Origin of the sequence: Cryobacterium sp. TMT4-10, from assembly GCF_004403275.1 — a bacterium.
In the GTDB taxonomy this organism is placed as follows: Bacteria; Actinomycetota; Actinomycetes; order Actinomycetales; family Microbacteriaceae; genus Cryobacterium; species Cryobacterium shii.
This window is the reverse complement of sequence record NZ_SOGU01000079.1, coordinates 1-19,474: the sequence shown is the minus strand read 5'-3', so window position 1 is coordinate 19,474 and position 19,474 is coordinate 1. Positions and strand designations below refer to the sequence as shown.

Below are 19,474 nucleotides of genomic sequence, written 5' to 3'. Positions count from 1 at the left end.
GCGGGCACTTCTCCGGCCGGAAGGGGAGGCCGGGTACGGGAAGGGCGGGTACGGGAAGGGCGGCTACGGGAAGGGCGGCTACGCGTCGGCGGGCAACGCCGAGACCGCGTTCCGCGCGGCGAGAATGTGCGAACGCATCGCCACCTCGGCCCAGACCACGTCGCCCGAGCGCAAGGCGGTCAGGATGTCGCGGTGCTGGTGATTGCTGCCGGCCCGGAACGCGGCGCCGTCGCGGCGGAAGAAGTGGCTCATCATCGGCACCCGGCCGACGGATGCCGTCAGGCCGACGAGCTGTTTGCTGCGGGAGGCGGCCACGATGATCCGGTGGAATTCGGCGTTCAGCTCGCCGAGCCGGTCGATGCCCGGGTCGTCGGTCCTCCGCACGAACTCCTCCATCAGCCCGATCAGCGCACCGAGCCGGTCGAGGTCGCCGGGTTCGATCCGCGCGGCGGCGAGCCCGGCCGCGCGGCTCTCGAGGGCGGCGCGGAGAAAATACGTCTCGCGGACCTGTTCGGCCGTCCATGGGATGACCGTCGCGCCGCGATTGGGGATGAACTCGACCAGGCCGGCCTCGTCGAGCCGGCGCAGCGCCTCCCGGATCGGCGTGCGGCTGAGGCCGAGCTCCTGGGCGAGGGCGGTCTCCCGCAGGGTCGCGTTGGCGGGCAGTTCACCCGAGAGGATGCGCGCGCGCAGGTTCGCGTACGCGGCCTGCCCCCCGGTCACCGTCATTTCGGCCTCCCCCCGCCACACTTCGATCCGTGTGCCACTATCGCACATCCGCCGCTAGGAGAACGCGTTCAGGTCGGTCAGGGCCCGTCCGATCACCAGCTGGTGGATCTCGTCGGTCCCCTCATAGGTGCGCACGGACTCCAGATTGGCGAGGTGCCGCATCACGGGGAACTCGCTCGTGATGCCGTCGCCGCCCAGAATGGCCCGGGCGCTCTGCGCGATCCGGATCGCTTCCCGCACGCTGTTGAGCTTGCCGACGCTGATCTGGGCCGGGGTGAGTGTGCCCTGCTCCTTGAGCCGCCCCAGGTGCAGCGCGAGCAGCACCCCCTTCTCGTACTCGACCAGCATGTCGGCGAGTTTGGCCTGGATCAGCTGGGTGGCCCCGATCGGCTTGCCGAACACCTCGCGGGTCTCCGAGCGCAGGATGGCGGCGTCGAGGCAGCTGCGGGCGGCGCCCATCGCGCCCCAGACGATGCCAAACCGCGCCTCGTTCAGGCAGCCGAACGGCCCGGACAGTCCGGCCGCGTCCGGCAACAGGGCGTCCGCCGGCACCCGCACGGCGTCGAGGCGCAGATCGCACTGAACGGATGCGCGCATGGAGAGCTTGTTCTCGATCGGAGTCGCCGTGAAGCCCGGGGTGTGGGTCGGCACCAGGAAGCCGCGCACGCCGGCATCCGTCTGAGCCCAGACCACCGCGACGTCGGCGAGGCTCGCGAGCCCGATCCACCGTTTGGAACCCTCGATCAGCCAGCCGGCCCCGTCCCGGGTCGCGGTGGTCGTCATCGCGGCGGGGTCGCTGCCGCCGCCGGCCTCGGTCAGAGCGAAGCAGCCGATCAGCTCGCCGGCGGCCAGGCCGGGCAGCCACCGCTGCTTCTGCTCCTCCGAGCCGTACTGGTGGATGGCCGACATGGCCAGCGAGCCCTGCACCGAGACGAACGTGCGCCAGCCGCTGTCGGCGGCCTCCAGTTCGAGGCAGACCAGCCCGTAGCTCACCGCCCCGGCGCCGGCACAGCCGTAGCCGGTCAGGTGCATGCCGAGGAAGCCGGCCGCGCCGAGTTCGGCGACGAACTCCCGGCGGAAATGCTTGTTCTCGAAGTCTTCCTCGATGGTGGGCAGGATGCGGTTGGTCGCGAAGGCCCGCGCCTTGCGGGCCCAGGCGATCTCCTCCGCGCTGAGCAGGGCGTCGAGGTCGAACACGGCGTCGACCAGGGGGCTGTGAACGAGGGCTGTGGGGCGGCCTGAGGCGGGCACGAGAATCCTTCACGGATCGACGGAACACGGACGAAATCGAGCCACTCGCCACCGGCGATGGTAGCCGTGAGTCGATCCTATAGCGCATGATTGGCCCCGTCACCTGCCCGTCCGGTCGGCTAGATTGGGTCAATGGAGGCTCAGTTGCGACCCGGCGCGCGGGAAGCGATCTTCGCGCAGCTCATTGACGCCGGCCGGTCCGAACAGGTCGCCCGGCGCCTCACCGATGCCATCATCCTCGGCGTGCTCACCCCCGGCGAACGGCTGCCGAGCGAACAGGAACTGGCGCGGCGTTTCGGGGTGGCCCTGATCACCGTGCGGGAGGGCCTCGTCCTCCTGCGCGACGCCGGCCTGGTTGAGACCCGGCGCGGCCGCGAGGGCGGCAGCTTCGTGATCCAGACGGATGCCCCGCACAGCGCCCTGCTGCAGGCTCGCCTCCGCGGCCTGGCCCAGGTGGAGTTGTCCGATCTGGCTGTGTACTTCTCCACGATCATCGAGGGCTGCGCCGAGCGTGCGGCCCTTCGCGCCTCCCCCGTCGACTCGGAGCGGCTCCGGGCCTGGCTGGCCGACAGCGCCGGCGGCGGGACCGCGGGAGCCCGCGCCACCGCGGGTGGTTTCTACCTCGAACTCGCGGTGCTCAGCCAGTCCCCCCGGCTCGTGCGGGAGCACATCAGGCTGCAGGCCGAATTCGGCCCCCTGCTGCTCCTGGCCCTCGGCGATGCCGGGATCCGCAGCCGCGTGGCCCGGGTGAATGGTGAGATCGCCGAGGCCATCGCCGGCGCCGACGGTCCGGCCGCCCGTGCGCTGGTCGCCGGCCAGGTGCAGGACCTGGCCGTGTGGCTGTTGACCGCCAAGGCGAGAATCGAACGGGGAGGGCAGCTCTATGACCCCGCCTGAGACAACCCCGCCTGAGACGTCGGTACCTGAGACGTCGGTGCCTGAGACGTCGGTGCCTGAGACGTCGGTGCCAGACCTGACCGACGCCGCGCAGCTCAGCCTCGCCTCCTGCGCGGCAGAGGTCGGTGAGATCTTCGCCCGCGCCTTCCGCACCCTCGAGGGCTGGCGCGACGCGATCGTCGCCGCGGGACCGGTTCGCGCGGCCGAACTGGACGCCCTCGTCGAAGCTCTCGTCGTACCGGCGCTGCGAGCCGAACCTCCGGCGCCGGGCGGCGTGCCCGAGTCCCTCCTGATCGGGGCGGGTTTCATCGCGGCGCCGCAGTACGTGACCGGGCGCGACGCCCACTTCGCGTGGTGGCTCGGGCCTCTGGCCGGCACCCCGCTGCTCGGCACCACGAGCGGGCCGAGCCGACTGGACCTCGCAGCCCGGGTGAACACCGAGTTCCTGCGCGACTTCCGGGAACTGGAGTGGTACCAGGTGCCGGAATCGACCAACCACACCCACGTGACCGGGCCATACGTCGACCACCTGTGCACGTTCGACTACGTGATCACGCTGACCATGCCGGTGCGGGTGGACCGGGACATGGTCGGGGTCGTCGGAGCCGACGTCTTCGTGAAGAGCCTCGAACAGGTGCTTCTGCCGCACTTCCTCGCCCTGGCGAGCCCGGTGCTGTTGATCAACGAGGCCGGCCGCGTGGTGGTGTCGACCGAGCCCTCGCTGCCGGCCGGGGACATCCTGCCGAACCCGCGGCATCCGCTCGGCGACTACGACCGGATGCCGTGCCCCGGCACCCCGTTCCTGATCGCCACCCGCACGAGGAACGCCACAATTTAAAGATTGTATTCCGGATGTTTTGAGGTATCGTCGCCGTAAGGTGCCCATCGGCCCCCGAGCGACGCCGACGTCACCGACGCTGAAGTCACGACCGACTCCGCTCCTCCACGCCCTCGAAAGGCCAGCGAATGACCATCCGCGAACTGCGCAACTTCGTCAACGGACAGTACGTCGAGTCCGGCGCGAGCGAACAGCTCGACATCATCAATCCCGCCACCGAAGAGGTGTACGCCCGCACCCCGGTCTCCACCGAGACGGATGTCGCGGACGCCTACGGCGCGGCGGCGACCGCCTTCACGACCTGGGGCGAGACCACCCCGGGCGAACGCCAGCTGGCCCTGCTCAGGTTCGCCGACGCCCTCGAGGCCCGCACGGAGGAACTCGCCGACGTCGAGAGCGAGAACACCGGCAAGCCGCGCGCGGGGATCGTCGGCGACGAGATTGAGGTCATGATCGACCAGGTGCGCTTCTTCGCCGGCGCCGCGCGCGTGCTCGAGGGCAAGTCCGCCGGCGAGTACCTGAAGGACCACACCTCGATGGTGCGCCGCGAACCGATCGGCGTGATCGGCCAGGTCACCCCGTGGAACTACCCGATGATGATGGCGATCTGGAAGATCGCGCCGGCCCTCGCCGCCGGCAACGCCGTCGTGCTCAAGCCGTCGGACTCGACCCCCGTGTCGACCCTGCTGCTGGCCGAAATCGCCTCCGAGTTCCTGCCCGCCGGAACGTTCAACGTCGTGACCGGCAACCGGGACACCGGGCGCGCCCTGGTCACGAACCGCATGCCGCAGATGGTGTCGATCACCGGCTCGGTGCGCGCCGGCATGGAGGTCGCGGGCGCCGCGGCCCTCGACGTCAAGCGGGTGCACCTGGAACTCGGCGGCAAGGCCCCGGTGATCGTGTTCAACGACGCGGACATCCAGGCGGCGATCGAGGGCATCACCGCCGCCGGGTTCTACAACGCCGGCCAGGACTGCACCGCCGCCACCCGCCTGCTCGTGCAGGAAGGCATCCATGACGAATTCGTGGCCGCCCTCGCCGCCTACGCCCGGGAGAACGCCCGCACCGGCGGACCCCGGGAAGACGGCGTGCTCTACGGTGCCCTCTCCAGCGCCGAGCACCTCGCCCGGATCGAGGGCGTCGTCGACAGCCTGCCCGACCACGCGAACGTGGCGCTCGGCGGCCACCGCCAGGGCTCGGTCGGCTACTTCCACGAGGCCACGATCATCACCGACCTGCGCCAGGGTGACGACGCGGTGCAGAACGAGTTCTTCGGCCCGGTGATGACGGTGCAGAAGTTCACCGACGAGGCGCAGGCGCTGGCCTGGGCCAACGATGTGCAGTACGGCCTGGCGTCATCCGTCTGGACCCGGGACCACGGCACCGCGATGCGCATGGCCAAGCGCCTCGATTTCGGCTGCGTCTGGATCAACACGCACATCCCGCTCGTCGCCGAAATGCCGCACGGCGGTTTCAAGCACTCCGGCTACGGCAAGGACCTCTCCCTGTACGGCCTCGAGGACTACACCCGGATCAAGCACGTGATGAGCTACATCGGCTGACCTCGGCCTGACCCGCCTCGCACGACCCCCTCCCCTGTTCCCGTTCCGGTCGAGAGTGCCCGTTCTGCCGGTCACTCTCGACCGGAACGGCCACTCTCACCGGCAACACGCCGCGGAAGACAAACATCCGGTTCCGCACCTTTGCGGTCTGCGGTCCACTATGTTGAAGCACACACACAATGAGGTGTCCGCGGCTAGGGGGTGTGGCCGCACGTCCCTCGGGCATGATCGGAAAGGTCCCAATGTCATCCAACGCATCTCCACAGAAGAAGGGGCTCGGCGACAGCGAGCACCTCAAGGCCCTCGGCTACGACGACTCGTTTCATCGGTCCATGTCGCTCTGGGCCAACCTCGCCCTCGGCTTCACCTATCTGTCCCCCCTCGTCGGCGTCTACTCACTCTTCGCGCTGGCTCTCAGCACGGGCGGGCCGCCCTCGATCTTCTGGCTCGTGATCGTGGGAACCGGCCAGCTGCTGGTGGCCCTCGTCTTCGGCGAAGTGGTGTCCCAATACCCGATCGCCGGCGGAATCTACCCCTGGACCCGGCGACTCTGGGGCAAGCGGTACGCCTGGATGGCCGCGTGGGTCTACGTCTGGGCCATGCTCGTCACCATCACCGCAGTCGCGGAGTTCGGCAGCGGCTTCCTCGCCAGCCTGATCAACGCGCCCGTCACCAAGGAGGTCACCCTCGGCCTCTCGGTGCTGTTCCTCGTGGTGGCGTTCGCGTTCAACTTCTCGGGCACGAAGATGCTGTCCCGGGTCGCCCGGATCGGCCTCGCCGCCGAGCTGATCGGCGTAATTGGCCTCGGCCTGTACCTGCTCATCTTCCAGCGCAAGCAGGAGTTCAGCATCTTCTTCGACACGATGGGCGTCCAGGGCAACGACAGCTACGCCGCCGCCTTCCTCGGTGCGGCCCTCGCCGGCCTGTTCCTGTTCTACGGATTCGAGGCCTGCGGTGACGTTGCCGAGGAGGTGCCGGACCCCGCCAGGGGAATCCCCCGGGCCATGATCCTCACGATCCTGATCGGCGGAGTGTCCGCCCTCTTCTCGTTCGGCGGCTACGTGATGGCGGCGCCAGACCTCCAGGCCGTGGTCAACGGCACCGACATCGACCCGATTCCAGCGATCCTCGAGGCGACCCTCGGCACCGTCGGCGCCAAGCTCTTCCTCATCGTCGCCCTGACGGCATTCCTCTCCTGCGTGCTCAGCCTGCAGGCCGCGGCGAGCCGGCTGATGTTCGCCTTCGCCCGGGACGGGATGATCCCCGGCCACGCTTGGCTGGGCAAGGTGTCACCGCGCACCACCGTCCCGGTCAACGCGTTGATCGTGGCCTGCACGATCCCGCTGTTGCTCTGCCTGCTGATCTATGTGGGCGGCAGCACGCTGCTCACCCAGATCACCGCGTTCGCCGTGATCGGCATCTACGTCGCCTTCCAGATGGTGGTGCTCGCGGCCCTGCGGCAGAGGTTCAAGGGCTGGCGCCCCGCCGGGCCGTTCAACCTCGGACCGGTGGGCTTCGTCGTCAACGTCGTCGCACTGCTCTACGGGATCTTCGCCATGGTCCTGCTGGCCCGGCCGGGTTCGACCGGCGTCTTCCTCGACGACTGGATCGTGCTGATCGGCCTGGCCGTGGTGATGGGCAGCGGGCTGCTCTACCTGTTCATCGCCAAACCGCACAGCGCCTCGCACCAGCCGGAGGGCGATGCGATCGCAGTGGCCGCCATGCTCCGGGCACACCCGCAGAACGCCCACCGGAAGGACGCGCGTCCGACGACGTCGACGCAGTAGGCATCCGTTAACGACCGAAGGGCCCGTCTCGCGACGGGCCCTTCGTGCTGCGGCTGAAGCCGCGGTGGAACTGGCTAGATGCTGTTCACATCGAGCGGGATGCCGGGGCCGAACGTGGTCGACACGGCGCCCTTCATGATGTAGCGGCCCTTGGAAGAGCTCGGCTTGAGGCGGACGATCTCCTCGAGAGCGGCGCTGATGTTCTCGTTCAGCTGCTCAGCGGTGAAGGACGCCTTGCCGACGACGAACTGCACGTTGGCGTGCTTGTCGACGCGGAACGCGATCTTTCCACCCTTGATGTCGGACACGGCGCGCGCGACGTCAGGCGTCACGGTTCCGGTCTTCGGGTTCGGCATGAGACCACGCGGGCCGAGGACCTTACCCAGGCGACCGACCTTACCCATGAGCTCCGGGGTCGAGACGGCGGAGTCGAACGAGGTGTAGCCGGCGGCCACCTTCTCGATCAGCTCGTCGCCACCGACCTCGTCGGCGCCGGCAGCGATGGCTGCCTCGGCGGCCGGGCCGGTTGCGAAGACGATGACGCGGGCGGTGCGTCCGGTGCCGTGAGGAAGAATCACGGTACCGCGAACCATCTGGTCAGCCTTGCGGGGGTCAACGCCGAGCTTGAGGGCAACCTCAACGGTGGAGTTGAAGTTCGCGGAGCCGGTCTCGCGAGCCAGGGTGACTGCCTCGGTCGGGGTGTAGAGCTTGTCTGCGTCGATCTTCTCGGCCGCGGCCCGGTAGGCCTTTGACTTCTGTGCCATTTGAATCTCCTGTAAAACGAGTTGAGAGTGTGGTGCGAGCCTGGCTGGCTCTTCCACGTACTGCTGTGGCGGGATGCCGGTGGGTGTCGCTTAGGCCTCGACCGTGATACCCATGGAACGGGCGGTTCCGGCGATGATCTTCGCTGCTGCGTCGATGTCGTTGGCGTTGAGGTCAACCATCTTGGTCTCGGCGATTTCGCGGACCTGGGCCTTGGTGAGCTTCGCGACCTTGACGGTGTGCGGGGTGCCACTGCCCTTGGCGACGCCGGCCGCCTTCTTGATGAGCTCCGCTGCGGGCGGGGTCTTCAGGATGAAAGTGAATGAACGGTCGTCGTAGACGGTGATTTCCACCGGGATGACGTTGCCGCGCTGGGATTCCGTCTGAGCGTTGTACGCCTTGCAGAACTCCATGATGTTGACGCCGTGCTGGCCCAGTGCCGGCCCGATGGGCGGTGCGGGGTTGGCGGCGCCGGCCTTGATCTGAAGCTTGATCAGACCAGTTACCTTCTTCTTCGGTGCCATTGTTCTTCCTTACTTTGTGATGACGAGCAGCCAGGGGCCGCTCTCCCGGTAGCCCGGACGGGCCCCGGTGAATGTGAAGTATTTAGAGCTTGGTGACCTGGTCGAAGCTGAGCTCGACCGGGGTCTCGCGCTCGAAGAGGGACACCAGCACGATGAGCTTGCCGCTCTCCGCCTTGATCTCGCTGATCGATCCGGGCAGGCCCGCGAACGAGCCTTCCTTGATCGTGATGGTTTCGCCGATCTCGTAGTCGATCTCGGCCGGGAGGGCACGGGTCGGAACCTTGCCGCCGTGTCCGGCGCCGGTCTTGGCGGTGGGGACATCCTGGATCTCGACGAGGCTCTTCAGCATGCCGAAGGCTTCCTCGAAACGCAGCGGCGTCGGGTTGTGCGCGTTGCCGACGAATCCGGTGACGCCCGGCGTGTGACGCACCACGGACCAGCTGTCTTCGTTGAGGTCCATCCGCACGAGCACGTAGCCGGGGATACGGACGCGGGTGACCATCTTGCGCTGGCCGTTCTTGATCTCGACGACGTCTTCCATCGGAACCTCGACCTGGTAGATGAAATCTTCCATGGCCATCGACTGCTTGCGGTTCTCGATGTTCGACTTCACGCGGCGTTCGAAGCCGGCGTAGGAGTGGATGACGAACCACTTGCCCGGCTGGAAACGCAGTTCCTTGCGGAACTCTTCGTAGGGGTCTTCGGGGGTCTCGTCCTCGACGGGCGCGGCCTCTGCCTCTGCCTCTGCCTCTGCCTCTGCCTCTGCCGCGGCGTCGAGGTTCTCTTCGTCTTCGACGGCTTCGACGGAGGCCTCGGCCTCATCGGCGGAATCGATGTCGAGGGCGTCGTCGACGATCGCGTCGGCTTTGGGGTCCACCGACTCGGCGAGAGCATCCAGAGCGGCGTCGAGGTTGTCTTCGACTCCGACGTTCGGGTCGAACACGTGCAGGGCGACCTGCTCGGCGGCCTCTACCGACTCTTCTTCTTCGGCGAGGGTGTTGCCCTCCTGCGCTTCGTCCTCGTTGGAGGACTGCTCGGCAGCAGTGGCCCAGTCGACATCGTCGTGATTCGTCTCAGTCACTAAATCTCAATCCTTATCAATTGTCTGGGCACGAAAGCGTGACCCGTTCAGCGTTGCCATGAATCTGTGCGGTGACCGTGGGGTCACGGCGGCCTTAGCCGCCTGGCGTTCCGAACACGTAGGTCACGACGAGCGCGAACACCCAGTCGAGGCCGGAAACCAGGGCCATCATGATCGTCACGAATACCAGCACGACGCCCGTGTAGCTCAGAAGTTCCTTGCGAGTCGGCGTGACGACCTTGCGGAGTTCCGCCATGACCTGCTGGATGAACAGGGAGATCCGAGCGAAAGGGCTGCGCTTGGAATCGCGCGCCAATTTCGCGTTTGCGACGATTTCCTCACTGGGTTCGTCGACAACTTTTCGGGCCACCAGATACACCTTTCATGGGCCGACGGAATGCCACCGACTTGCAGGGCGGACAGGACTCGAACCTGCAACCTGCGGTTTTGGAGACCGCTGCTCTACCAATTGAGCCACCACCCTATGGAGCAAATCCAGATTACCTTGTTGCGCGCATCCGTGGAAACTGACCAAAAATAGGCGCAAGAAAGCATGGCGGAATTCAACTACCTCGATCAAGTCTAGGTCACTCGGCGGCCACTGTAAAGCCGAGGCCCCGCCCGGGGCCCACCCGCGGCCCTCGGAGCGCGGAATTGGCCGGGTTCGGCCCTTCGCCGGATCGGGGCGGCCCCGTATGCTCGAAGCGTGGCTCACGAACTCAAGCGAATCTCTACTCGAATCGGCTCCATTGCGGAGTCGGCGACCCTCAAGGTCGACGGCAAGGCCAAGGCGCTGCAGGCGGCCGGCCGGCCGGTGATCAGCTTCGCCGCGGGCGAACCGGACTTCCCGACCCCCGCGCACATCGTCGAGGCGGCCGCGGCGGCCGTGCTCGACCCGAAGAACTACCGGTACACCCCCGCGGCCGGGCTGCCGGACCTGCGCGAGGCGATCGCGGCCAAGACCCTCCGGGACAGCGGCCTGCAGGTCTCGCCCAGCCAGGTGGTCGTCACCAACGGCGGCAAGCAGGCCGTCTATCAGGCCTTCGCCACCCTGCTCGATCCGGGCGACGAGGTCATCGTGCCCACTCCCTACTGGACCACCTATCCGGAATCCATCCGGCTGGCCGGCGGCGTGCAGGTCGATGTCTTCGCGGGCAGCGACCAGAACTACCTCGTCACCGTCGAGCAGCTCGAGGCCGCCCGCACCCCGCGCACCAAGGTGCTCCTGTTCGTGTCACCGTCCAACCCCACCGGAGCCGTCTACTCCCCGGAGCAGACGAAGGCCATCGGCGACTGGGCCGAGGAACACGGCCTCTGGATCATCAGCGACGAGATCTACCAGAACCTCACCTATGACGGCGTGCGCGCCGTGTCGATCGTGGAGGCGGTTCCCGCGCTGGCGGACCGCACCATCCTGGTCAACGGCGTGGCCAAGACCTATGCCATGACCGGCTGGCGGCTCGGCTGGATGGTGGGCCCGCAGGACGCCATGAAGGCGGCGGCCAACCTGCAGTCGCACCTGTCCTCGAACGTCTCGAACATCTCCCAGCGCGCCGGGATCGCCGCCCTCACCGGGCCGCAGGATGCCGCGATCGCGATGCGGGAGGCCTTCGACCGCCGCCGCAAGGTCATCGTCGCCGAGCTGAACAAGATCCCCGGCATGGTCACGCCGACGCCGCAGGGCGCGTTCTACGTCTACCCCGACGTCTCCGGCCTGCTCGGTCGCACCTGGGGCGGCGTCACCCCGACGACGTCGCTGGAGCTCGCCGACCTCATTCTCGACCAGGTCGAGGTGGCCGCCGTGCCCGGAGAGGCCTTCGGCCCCAGCGGCTACCTGCGCTTCTCCTATGCGCTGAGCGACGCGGCCCTGCTCGAGGGCGTTCAGCGCCTGCAGCGCCTCTTCGCGTAGCGCGCCGCGGGCACCCTCCGTTCGCGCGTGCGCTCAAATGACCGCCATCGGTGAAACGATGACGGTCATTTGAGCGCACGCGGCGGCGATCCAGGGTCGCTATGAGGCGCTAGGCGAGGAACCCGGAATCCGTTCGTGCGCAGTGCTTCCTGTGGGCGGCGCGGCATGGGACCCTATTTCCATGGAACTTTCGCCCCCGGTCGTGCGCGTGCGCGACCTGCACAAGTCCTACGGCGACTTCAATGCCGTGCGCGGGATCAGTTTCGACATCGAGGCCGGTGAGACGTTCGCGCTCCTCGGACCGAACGGGGCCGGGAAGAGCACCGCGATCGAGATCCTCGAGGGCTACCGCGACCGCACCTCCGGCGAGGTGAGCGTGCTTGGCGTCGACCCGCAGCGCGGCGGCCTCGGCTGGAAATCGCGCCTGGGCATCGTGCTGCAGTCCAGCGGGGAGAGCGGCAACGTCACCGTCACAGAGCAACTCACCCACTTCGCCGGCCTCTACCCGCGGCCGCGCCGCGTCGCCGAGGTGATCGAGGCCGTCGGCCTGGAGCCGAAGGCGAAGACCCGCATCAGCAAGCTCTCCGGCGGCCAGCGTCGGCGCGTGGACGTGGCGCTGGGCATCATCGGCCGGCCCGAACTGTTGTTCCTGGACGAGCCCACCACGGGCTTCGACCCCGAGGCACGCCACCAGTTCTGGGACCTCGTGCGCCGGCTCAAGGCGGAGGGCACGACCATCCTGCTCACCACGCACTACCTCGACGAGGCCGCCCAGCTCGGCGACCGGGCGGGCGTGATCAACGACGGCCGGCTGATCGACATCGGTGCCATCGGCGAGATCGGCGGGGCGGATGCCCGGGTCCCCTTGGTGCGCTGGCGCGACGCTTCCGGCACGCTCCAGGAGAAACGCACGCAGGAACCGGCGCGGCTGGTGGCCGAACTCGCCGCGGCATCCGGTGGCGAACCCGGCAACCTCGAGGTGATCCGGCCCAGCCTGGAGGACATCTACCTCGGCCTGGTGCGCGGCAGCCGGCCGGCCTCCGGCACGACGGATGCGGCGGACGCCCTGGGGAACGACGCGGAGGTGCTCGCATGAGCCGGCTCGAGACGGACTCCGGCAGCACGACCCGAGCTGCGGCGAGCGCAGAGCGGCCAGGGTCTCGTGCGAGGTCGACGGCGAGGTCGAGGTCGAGCGCCGGGCTGGCGACGGTCCTGCGGGTCGGGCTTTCCCGCATCCGTTACGAGACCCGGATCTACTTCCGCACCACGGACAGCGTGTTCTTCACGTTCCTGTTCCCGTTCATCATGCTGGCCATCTTCACGGCCGCTTTCGGGTCGTCGGGCAATGTGGGCGCCGCGCCCGACGGCACCGGCGGCATCAGCGTGGGCGCGTATTACCTGCCCGGGATGCTCGCCGCCGGCATGCTGCTCTCGGGGATGCAGAACCTCGCCGTCGACATCGCCGGGGAGAAGGGCGACGGCACCCTCAAACGGCTCGGCGGCACGCCGCTGTCGCCGCTGAGCTATTTCATCGGCAAGATCGGTCAGGTTCTGGTGACCGGTATCTTCCAGGCGGCGCTGCTGATCCTGGTCGCCCGGGTGCTGCTCGGCATCGACCTGCCGACCGAACCGGGGAAGTGGCTGACCTTCGCCTGGGTGTTCCTGTTCGGCGTCGTCACCTGCGCTTTCCTGGGCATCGCGCTCTCGGCGCTGCCCCGCTCGGGCAAGAGTGCCACCGCGGTGGTCATTCCGATCGTGCTGATCCTGCAGTTCATCTCCGGCGTCTACCTGCAGTTCTACCTGCTGCCGGACTGGATGCAGAACCTGGCCAGCGTGTTCCCGCTCAAGTGGATGGCTCAGGGCATGCGCGGCGTGTTCCTGCCGGACAGCTTCGCCAGTCTCGAGCAGAGCGGCGCCTGGGACTTCCCGCTGATCGCGCTCAACCTGGCGATCTGGCTGGTCGTCGGGCTCGTGCTCAGCCGGGTCACCTTCCGCTGGATCCGCAAGGACACCTAGGGCCGTTCCGCGCTGCGCGGTCGCGCTGCCGGGTCGCGCTGCCGGGTCGCGCTGCCGGGTCGCGCTGCCGGGTCGCGCTGCGGTGCAGCAATTCCCGGGCAGAACGAATTCGACGGAGATTTTGCCCGCATCGGGCCCGAAACACCGGAATCCCACTTTTTAGAGCAGAATCTCCGTCGAATTGGTAGGGCGCCGGACACCGTTTCCCGTTTGGGGCGAGACGGGCCGCCGGGCGAAGGACCGGGCTGGACGCGGCATCCGTCGCCGGCCGGGGGCATTGTCGGCCGGATCCACCGCGAGCAGACTGTCAGCATGACCGATGCCCCCGAGAGTTAGGCGACGACGGTGCCCGCCGGGGTGGCCGCCGCCGGGAGTGCCCGTGGCTCGTGGCGCGACCGCCGCCCCGAGGTCGGCTTCGCCGCGATCGTGCTGGGCCTGGCCCTCCTCGCCGGAGCCGTCGCGGCCGCCGTGATCTCCGGCGGCGTCTGGTCTGCCGCGGTGCCGGTCGTCGGCCTGTCCGTCGCACTCGGCGTGCTCGCCGTCGGGATCATCGTGCTGGGTATCCGCGGCAAGCAGAGCGGCGCCGTCGGCCGGTTCGCCTTTCTGGCGGCCGTGGTCCTGGTAGTCGTGGGCCTGTTCCCCGCCGGCACGCAGTTCTTCCCGGTCGGAGCCGCCACCTGGACCGTGAGCGCCGACGCCGCCGGCGCTCCCCCGGGCTACGCCGTGCTCTCCGGCCGGGCGACCATCGAGCTCTCGGCCCTCGACGCCGCCGCCGCGGAGGCGCGCACGATCGACGTCTGGATGGGGGTCGGCGTGACCGAGCTCGTCCTGCCGGACAACCGGTCCGTGCGCGTCGAGGCCAGCACCCTGGCCGGCGAGATCGATTACGTCGGCGAGAGAGCCGCGGTGCAGCAGGGCGGCATCTTCTTCCACGACGCGCGCACGTTCAACCCCGGCGACGCCCCGCCGGTCGCGCGCGTGCGCGTCTGGACCCTCCTCGGCCAGGTCTCGGTCGTCGGCGCCGACCCCGGGGGCCCCTGATGGTCACCCCGCACCCGGACGACCCCGCCGCGGCCGAGCCCGGTAACGACGAAGCCAGCAGCGGCGAGCCGCGCACGGACCCACCGGGCACGGGCGAGCGCACGGATGCCGCAGCGCCCGAACCCGACACCGACGCACTGTCCGAGACGGTCGCGCTGGAGCCCGCGGCGTCCGAGGCCGAGGTCTCCGACCTCACCGTGGCCCTGGCCCCCGCCCCCGACAGCGCGGCCACCGGACCTGCCGTTCCCGACGACCTGACCGTGGCGTTCACCCCGGTGCGCGACGGCGTGGAGCCCGACCGCGAGGCGCCCGAAGCCGGTGCGTCCGAGCCCTCCGACCTCACCGAGGCCTTCGCCCCCGGGCCCGATGCCACCAGGCCCGGAACCGGGCCCGGCACCGGCACCGACCCAGACGGTGCGCACACCATCGCGTCCCCGGGGCCGATCCCCGAATACCGGCTCGAGCGGACCGGAACCGGAACCGGAACCGGAACCGGAACCGGAACCGGCACCGGCACCGCGGCCGACACGGCAGCGGACACGACGGGCGACACCGCGACGCTTCGTTATCTCCCGGCCGATCTCCCGGCCGCCGAGCCTGTCCGCCCGGCGACGGGGGCACCCGCCTACCCGGTCGCCGGTGGGCCGGGGTACCCCGCGGCAGCGGTGCCGGACGTGCCCGCGCAGCCGACGGCATCCGTGCGCCGCACTCGCCGGCCGCTCTTCGGCACCATCGTCTGGGGCGTGCTGCTGCTCGCCTTCGCCGCCTTCATGCTGATCGGGGTGCTGGCGCCCGCCCCCGCGGACCCGACCCTCCGGCTTCTCAGCGGTGTCGTCGCGATCGGACTGCTGCTCATCGTCGTCGGCATCGTCGTCGTGTTCCGCCGAGCCGACTGACCACCGACCCGGGGCCACCGGCCCGGGCTACAGGTCCAGACCGACCAGCACCGGCTCGGGCTGCAGGTTGACGCCGAACTCGGCCTGCACCCGGCCCAGCACGAGGCGGGCGAGTTGTGCGATCTCGTCGGCGGTCGCTCCCCCCGTGTTGGTCAGCGCGAGCGTGTGCTTGCTCGACACGGCGGCGCGCGAACCGGGCAGCCGGAAGCCGCGCGTGATGCCCGAGTTCTCGATCAGCCAGGCCGCGCTCAGCTTGACCAGCGGCACGACGGGCGTGCCCGGGATCGGTCCCACCCCGGCGTACTCGTCGAGCGGGATCACTCGGTCGGGCAGCTCCTGCTCGTTCAGCGGCCAGCGCGGGCATGCGGCCGGCAGGGTGCGCGAGAAGGCCAGCGACACGATCGGGTTGGTGAAGAACGAACCGGAACTGCGGGTGTCCGGGTCGGCCGGGTCGAGCACCATCCCCTTCGCCGCGCGCAGCCCCAGCACGGTCTCCCGCAGCGCGGTCAGCGGCACGCGGTCGCCCAACTGCACGCCGAGGGCCGTCGCGAGCTGCGCGTACGCAACCGGCCGACTGAGGGCGCTGCCGAGAACGGATGCCTCCGCCCGGGTGTCGTGCAGGTCCAGTTCCACCGCGACCACCAGGCCGCGGAGCCCCTGCTTGAGCACCGAGGTGCGATAGCCGAGTGCGAGCTCCGCCGCGGGCATCCGGCGCAGCTCATGGGTCTCGTAGTCCAGGAAGTCGATCGCCGCCAGGCTGCTGCCGAGCTCCTGCCCGTAGGCGCCGATGTTCTGCACCGGGGCCGCCCCGGTCGACCCGGGGATGCCGGACAGGGCCTCGATGCCGGCCCAGCCCTGCGCGACCGTGTAGGCCACCAGCTCGTCCCACGGTTCGCCGGCCTGCACGCGCAGCCGCAGCCGCCCGGGCTCGGTCGAGGCCGAGGCCGACGCAGAAGCAGACGCCGGCTCAGAAGCAGAAGCAGAAGCAGGGTCGAGCACGCTGACCCCGCGGGTCAGCACCCGGATCACGGTGCCGTCGAAGCCCTCGTCGGCGACCACGGTGTTGGAGCCGCCGCCGAGCAGCATCCAATCGTCACCGGACGCCCACGCCTCGAGCGTCTGGTCGACCAGGTCCTGCTCGGTCGCCGGGGAGACCATCCGGGCCGGGGGGCCGCCCACGGCCATGGTGGTCAGCTGGGCGAAAGGAGGGGGTGCGAGCTCGGTCATCGGGCGCGGTCCGCTCAGACCAGGCTGACGCGGGCCTGCGCCTTGCCGAGCACAGTCACCTCGTTGGCCGACACGGCGAGGTCGATGCGGGCGATTCCGGCGGCCGGGTCGATGGCGCCGACCTTGGCCACCACGGTCACTTCGGCGCCGTCGACCGGATCCACCAGCACCGGGCGGGTGAACCGCACCTGGTAGTCGACGATGCGGCCGGGGTCGCCGGCCCAGTCGACGACCGGCTGCACGGCGAAGCCCATGGTGAGCATGCCATGGGCGAGCACCCCCGGCAGGCCGACGGAGACGGCGACGTCGTCACGGTAGTGAATGGGGTTGAAGTCCCCGGATGCTCCGGCGTAGCGCACCAGGGAATCGCGCGTCAACGGGAACGTGCCGGTGGCGACGACGTCGCCCACGGTCAGGTCGGCGAGAACGGGTGTTGCCTGGCTGGTCATTCGTCTCCCCTGACGACGAGGGTGGAGGTCGCGGTGACCACGTGGGCGCCGGCGGCGTCGACGACGCGCGATTCGGCCGTCACCATCGAGTGGCCGCCGAGGCTCTTGACGCTCGCCACCGTGAGGGTGGCGGTGAGCAGGTCGCCGGCCACGATCGGGCGGCTGAAGCTGAATCGCTGGTCGCCGTGCACGACCCGGCTGAAGTCGATTCCGGCATCCGGCTCGGCCAGAAGCTGCGCCAGCGTGGCCTCCTGCACGACCACGGCGAAGGTGGGCGGGGCGACGACGTCGGCGTAGCCCGCGGCGCGCGCGGCTTCCGGGTCGAGGTTGATCGGACTGGTGGCGAAGACGGCGCGGGCGAACTCGCGCACCTTCTCCCGGCCGACAAGGTAGGGGGCGACGGGCGGGAAGACCCGGCCCTGCAGTTCGGGGTTGACAGACACAGGAGGAGCTTACCTTTTCGCACCCGGCACGGATCGGGCAGACTGGCTGATGTGGAATTCAAGCGCGTACGCTTCACCGACCAGGAGGTGGCCCCGCTCCTCGCCGACCTCCGCCGCGAGTACGACGAGCGTTACGGCGACGGCGACTCCGTGCACGACGTTCCGGGCGGGGCGTTCGAGCCGCCGACGGGCGGCTTCCTGGTGCTGCTCGACGGGGGCGCCACGGTGGCGGGCGGCGGCATCCGTCGGCTCGACGACACGACCGGCGAGGTGAAACGGATGTGGACCAACCCGGCCTACCGCCGGCAGGGCCACGCCTCGGCCGTGCTCGCCGCCCTCGAGGAACTGGCCCGCGAACTCGGCTACCGGCAGCTGCGCCTGGAGACCGGGCACGCGCAGCCGGAGGCCCTCTCGCTGTACCGCCGCCTCGGCTACCGGGAGATCGGCAACTACGGCATCTACGAGCGCGCGCACGGGTTCGAACGCACCCTCACGACCGGCGACGACCTCACCTGAGTTGCGGCCTGAGGGCCGGCCGGGGCGCCGGTATTGGCCAGCGCCACGGGCGCTTGATACCGTAGTCATGCCATGCATAACAAATTAGAGCCTCACCCCGACCTTCCCATCGACCTGCCCACGGCCGAACGCATCCATGCGGCCGTCGCGCACTATGGCGAACAAACGGTCATCGACAACTCGATCGCGCTCCTCCGCGCCAAGAACGCGGGCAAGGACTTCCTGCTCTACGCCGGCGGACGCCACGCCCTGGGCATCCTCGAAGGCGCCCCCGCCCTCTACTGGCCCGAGCTCTGGGGCGCCCGCGCGCTGCTCTACGTCTGGAGCGACGGCGCCGCGCCGTACATCGTCGTCGGCCTGAACAACCAGGCCTGGCGGGTGCGCGAGATGTGCGCGAAGGTCATCCTGCTCCGCGGCCTCGAGGTCGCCCCCAAGCTCGTGCGCCTGACCACCGATGAGGTGTCGCGCGTGCGCGCCGCCGCCCTCCACGCGCTGGCCGCCCAGGGCACCGAGGACCACCTCGCCACGATCGTGCAGCGCCTGCGCGACCCCGACAAAGAGGTGCGTCGTGCGGCCCAGCAGGCCCGGGACGTGCTCAACGCACGGTTCAGCCTGACCGCGGACTCCACCCAGGGCGTCGAACAGACCCACGGCACCAAGCACAGCCACCCGAGCGAGTAGTTCGGCCGCCCGGCGGGCACACCGCGCCGGCACAATCTGCACCGCAACGGGGGACCGGATGTTTCAGCGCTACGTCGCCATCGGCGACAGCTTCACCGAGGGCGTCGGCGACGACCTGCCGGGCGGGCAGGTGCGCGGCTGGGCCGACCTCGTCGCGCTCGGCCTGGCCGCGGCATCCGAGGCCCCCGTGTCCTACGCGAACCTCGCCGTGCGGGGCCGGCTGCTCGGCCCGATCGTCGCCGAGCAGCTCGAGCCGGCCCTCGCGCTCGGCCCGGACCTGATCAGCATCTGCGGCGGCGGCAACGATGTGATGCGCCCCCGGGTCGAGATCTCCTACGTGGTCGGCCTGCTGCAGCAGGCCGTCGACCGCGCCCTCGACGAGGGCGTGCACGTGCTCGTGCTCAGCGGCGGCAATCCGTCGCACCACCTGCCGCTCGGCAACCTGATGCGCCAGCGCGGCGACCGGCTGGCCGACGCCGCGCGCGCCGCGTTCGACCGGCCGGGCGTCACCCTGGTCGACAACTGGGTCGACACCGAGCTCGAGCACAAGCGGTTCTGGTCCGTCGACAAACTGCACCTGAACGCCCTCGGGCACACCCGGGTGGCGACGAACGTGCTGGCCGAGCTCGGCGTCCCGGTTCCGGTGGAGTGGCTGGATGCGCCGGCCGCGTCCGCCGAGCACGTGCAGGGCACGGCGGCGTACTACCGCGAGTTCGTGCTGCCGTGGATCGGCCGCCGCCTCACCGGGCGCTCCTCCGGCGACGGCCGCCCGCCGAAGCGCCCCGCCCTGGAGCCGGTCGACGCCGACTGAGGGGTCCCGCCCCACGCAGCCGCCACGCGCCCCGCCGCGCCCGCCCGTCGCGAC

The 19,474-nt window shown here is 69.5% G+C and carries 21 protein-coding genes and 1 tRNA gene; 12 read left to right on the top strand and 10 right to left on the bottom strand.

All coding sequences use genetic code 11. From position 1 onward, the window contains the following. Positions 1-78: 78 nt before the first annotated feature. Entirely contained in the window at positions 79-729 is a 651-nt protein-coding gene (locus E3T42_RS10705) for a GntR family transcriptional regulator (protein ID WP_160141054.1), read from the bottom strand. Between the two features lie 54 nt (positions 730-783). Next, a complete protein-coding gene (locus E3T42_RS10700; protein WP_134402996.1) occupies positions 784-1,938 on the bottom strand; it encodes an acyl-CoA dehydrogenase family protein in 1,155 nt (384 codons plus the stop codon). Positions 1,939-2,112: 174 nt separating this feature from the next. On the opposite strand from E3T42_RS10700, the gene E3T42_RS10695 reads away from it, so the two are divergent. The 4 genes from E3T42_RS10695 (at position 2,113) to E3T42_RS10680 (ending at position 7,064) form a co-directional block, all read left to right on the top strand. Further along, positions 2,113-2,877 (top strand): FadR/GntR family transcriptional regulator, encoded by a 765-nt coding sequence (locus tag E3T42_RS10695; RefSeq protein WP_134365688.1) that lies wholly within the window; start codon positions 2,113-2,115, stop codon positions 2,875-2,877. Between the two features lie 52 nt (positions 2,878-2,929). After that, a complete protein-coding gene (locus E3T42_RS10690; RefSeq protein ID WP_134365689.1) occupies positions 2,930-3,715 on the top strand; it encodes a PDC sensor domain-containing protein in 786 nt (261 codons plus the stop codon). 128 nt (positions 3,716-3,843) lie between these two features. Then, positions 3,844-5,277 carry a gamma-aminobutyraldehyde dehydrogenase gene (locus E3T42_RS10685; RefSeq protein ID WP_134365690.1) on the top strand — a complete coding sequence of 478 codons (1,434 nt, stop codon included), beginning with the start codon at positions 3,844-3,846 and terminating at the stop codon, positions 5,275-5,277. 242 nt (positions 5,278-5,519) lie between these two features. After that, positions 5,520-7,064 (top strand): APC family permease, encoded by a 1,545-nt coding sequence (locus E3T42_RS10680; protein ID WP_134365691.1) that lies wholly within the window; start codon positions 5,520-5,522, stop codon positions 7,062-7,064. Between the two features lie 74 nt (positions 7,065-7,138). Here E3T42_RS10680 and rplA read toward each other — a convergent pair whose 3' ends face one another. From rplA to E3T42_RS10655, 5 genes are all read right to left on the bottom strand, one after another. Further along, a complete protein-coding gene (rplA, locus tag E3T42_RS10675; RefSeq protein WP_134365692.1) occupies positions 7,139-7,828 on the bottom strand; it encodes a 50S ribosomal protein L1 in 690 nt (229 codons plus the stop codon). Between the two features lie 90 nt (positions 7,829-7,918). Further along, a complete protein-coding gene (gene rplK, locus E3T42_RS10670; RefSeq protein WP_134365693.1) occupies positions 7,919-8,350 on the bottom strand; it encodes a 50S ribosomal protein L11 in 432 nt (143 codons plus the stop codon). An 82-nt stretch (positions 8,351-8,432) separates the two neighbouring features. Next, complete coding sequence (gene nusG, locus E3T42_RS10665) at positions 8,433-9,431, bottom strand: transcription termination/antitermination protein NusG (protein WP_134402988.1); 999 nt, start codon at positions 9,429-9,431, stop codon at positions 8,433-8,435. A gap of 94 nt (positions 9,432-9,525) precedes the next feature. Beyond that, positions 9,526-9,801, bottom strand: a complete 276-nt coding sequence (gene secE, locus E3T42_RS10660) for a preprotein translocase subunit SecE (RefSeq protein ID WP_134365695.1) — start codon at positions 9,799-9,801, stop codon at positions 9,526-9,528. A gap of 41 nt (positions 9,802-9,842) precedes the next feature. After that, positions 9,843-9,915: transfer RNA gene (locus E3T42_RS10655), tRNA-Trp, on the bottom strand. A 222-nt stretch (positions 9,916-10,137) separates the two neighbouring features. Here E3T42_RS10655 and E3T42_RS10650 point away from each other — a divergent pair. From E3T42_RS10650 to E3T42_RS10630, 5 genes are all read left to right on the top strand, one after another. Then, a complete protein-coding gene (locus tag E3T42_RS10650; protein WP_134365696.1) occupies positions 10,138-11,340 on the top strand; it encodes a pyridoxal phosphate-dependent aminotransferase in 1,203 nt (400 codons plus the stop codon). A 181-nt stretch (positions 11,341-11,521) separates the two neighbouring features. After that, complete coding sequence (locus E3T42_RS10645; protein WP_134365697.1) at positions 11,522-12,436, top strand: ABC transporter ATP-binding protein; 915 nt, start codon at positions 11,522-11,524, stop codon at positions 12,434-12,436. Further along, on the top strand, positions 12,433-13,356 hold the full coding sequence (locus E3T42_RS10640) for an ABC transporter permease (protein WP_134402987.1): 924 nt from the start codon (positions 12,433-12,435) through the stop codon (positions 13,354-13,356). Before E3T42_RS10645 ends, E3T42_RS10640 begins: the two co-directional genes overlap by 4 nt. Positions 13,357-13,701: 345 nt before the next feature. Further along, entirely contained in the window at positions 13,702-14,397 is a 696-nt protein-coding gene (locus tag E3T42_RS10635; RefSeq protein ID WP_134365699.1) for a hypothetical protein, read from the top strand. Next, positions 14,397-15,293 (top strand): hypothetical protein, encoded by an 897-nt coding sequence (locus E3T42_RS10630; protein ID WP_134402986.1) that lies wholly within the window; start codon positions 14,397-14,399, stop codon positions 15,291-15,293. Before E3T42_RS10635 ends, E3T42_RS10630 begins: the two co-directional genes overlap by 1 nt. A 27-nt stretch (positions 15,294-15,320) precedes the next feature. On the opposite strand, the gene E3T42_RS10625 is transcribed toward E3T42_RS10630, so the two are convergent. Genes E3T42_RS10625 through E3T42_RS10615 form a run of 3 tightly spaced genes read right to left on the bottom strand, consistent with a single transcriptional unit; the run spans position 15,321 to position 17,412 of the window. Further along, the gene (locus E3T42_RS10625; protein ID WP_134402985.1) at positions 15,321-16,520 is read right to left on the bottom strand and encodes a UDP-N-acetylmuramate dehydrogenase; all 1,200 of its coding nucleotides are present in this window, start codon (positions 16,518-16,520) and stop codon (positions 15,321-15,323) included. Positions 16,521-16,534: 14 nt separating this feature from the next. Beyond that, a complete protein-coding gene (locus E3T42_RS10620) occupies positions 16,535-16,969 on the bottom strand; it encodes a MaoC family dehydratase (RefSeq protein WP_134365702.1) in 435 nt (144 codons plus the stop codon). Beyond that, positions 16,966-17,412 carry a MaoC family dehydratase N-terminal domain-containing protein gene (locus E3T42_RS10615; RefSeq protein WP_134365703.1) on the bottom strand — a complete coding sequence of 149 codons (447 nt, stop codon included), beginning with the start codon at positions 17,410-17,412 and terminating at the stop codon, positions 16,966-16,968. Before E3T42_RS10615 ends, E3T42_RS10620 begins: the two co-directional genes overlap by 4 nt. 51 nt (positions 17,413-17,463) lie before the next feature. Between E3T42_RS10615 and E3T42_RS10610 the strand changes: the two genes are divergently transcribed. The 3 genes from E3T42_RS10610 to E3T42_RS10600 all read left to right on the top strand — a co-directional run bounded on the left by E3T42_RS10610 (position 17,464) and on the right by E3T42_RS10600 (position 19,420). After that, a complete protein-coding gene (locus E3T42_RS10610; protein WP_198415964.1) occupies positions 17,464-17,928 on the top strand; it encodes a GNAT family N-acetyltransferase in 465 nt (154 codons plus the stop codon). 72 nt (positions 17,929-18,000) lie between these two features. Continuing rightward, on the top strand, positions 18,001-18,609 hold the full coding sequence (locus E3T42_RS10605; protein WP_134365704.1) for a HEAT repeat domain-containing protein: 609 nt from the start codon (positions 18,001-18,003) through the stop codon (positions 18,607-18,609). Positions 18,610-18,667: 58 nt separating this feature from the next. Then, complete coding sequence (locus E3T42_RS10600; protein ID WP_134365705.1) at positions 18,668-19,420, top strand: SGNH/GDSL hydrolase family protein; 753 nt, start codon at positions 18,668-18,670, stop codon at positions 19,418-19,420. The last annotated feature ends 54 nt before the right edge of the window (positions 19,421-19,474 follow it).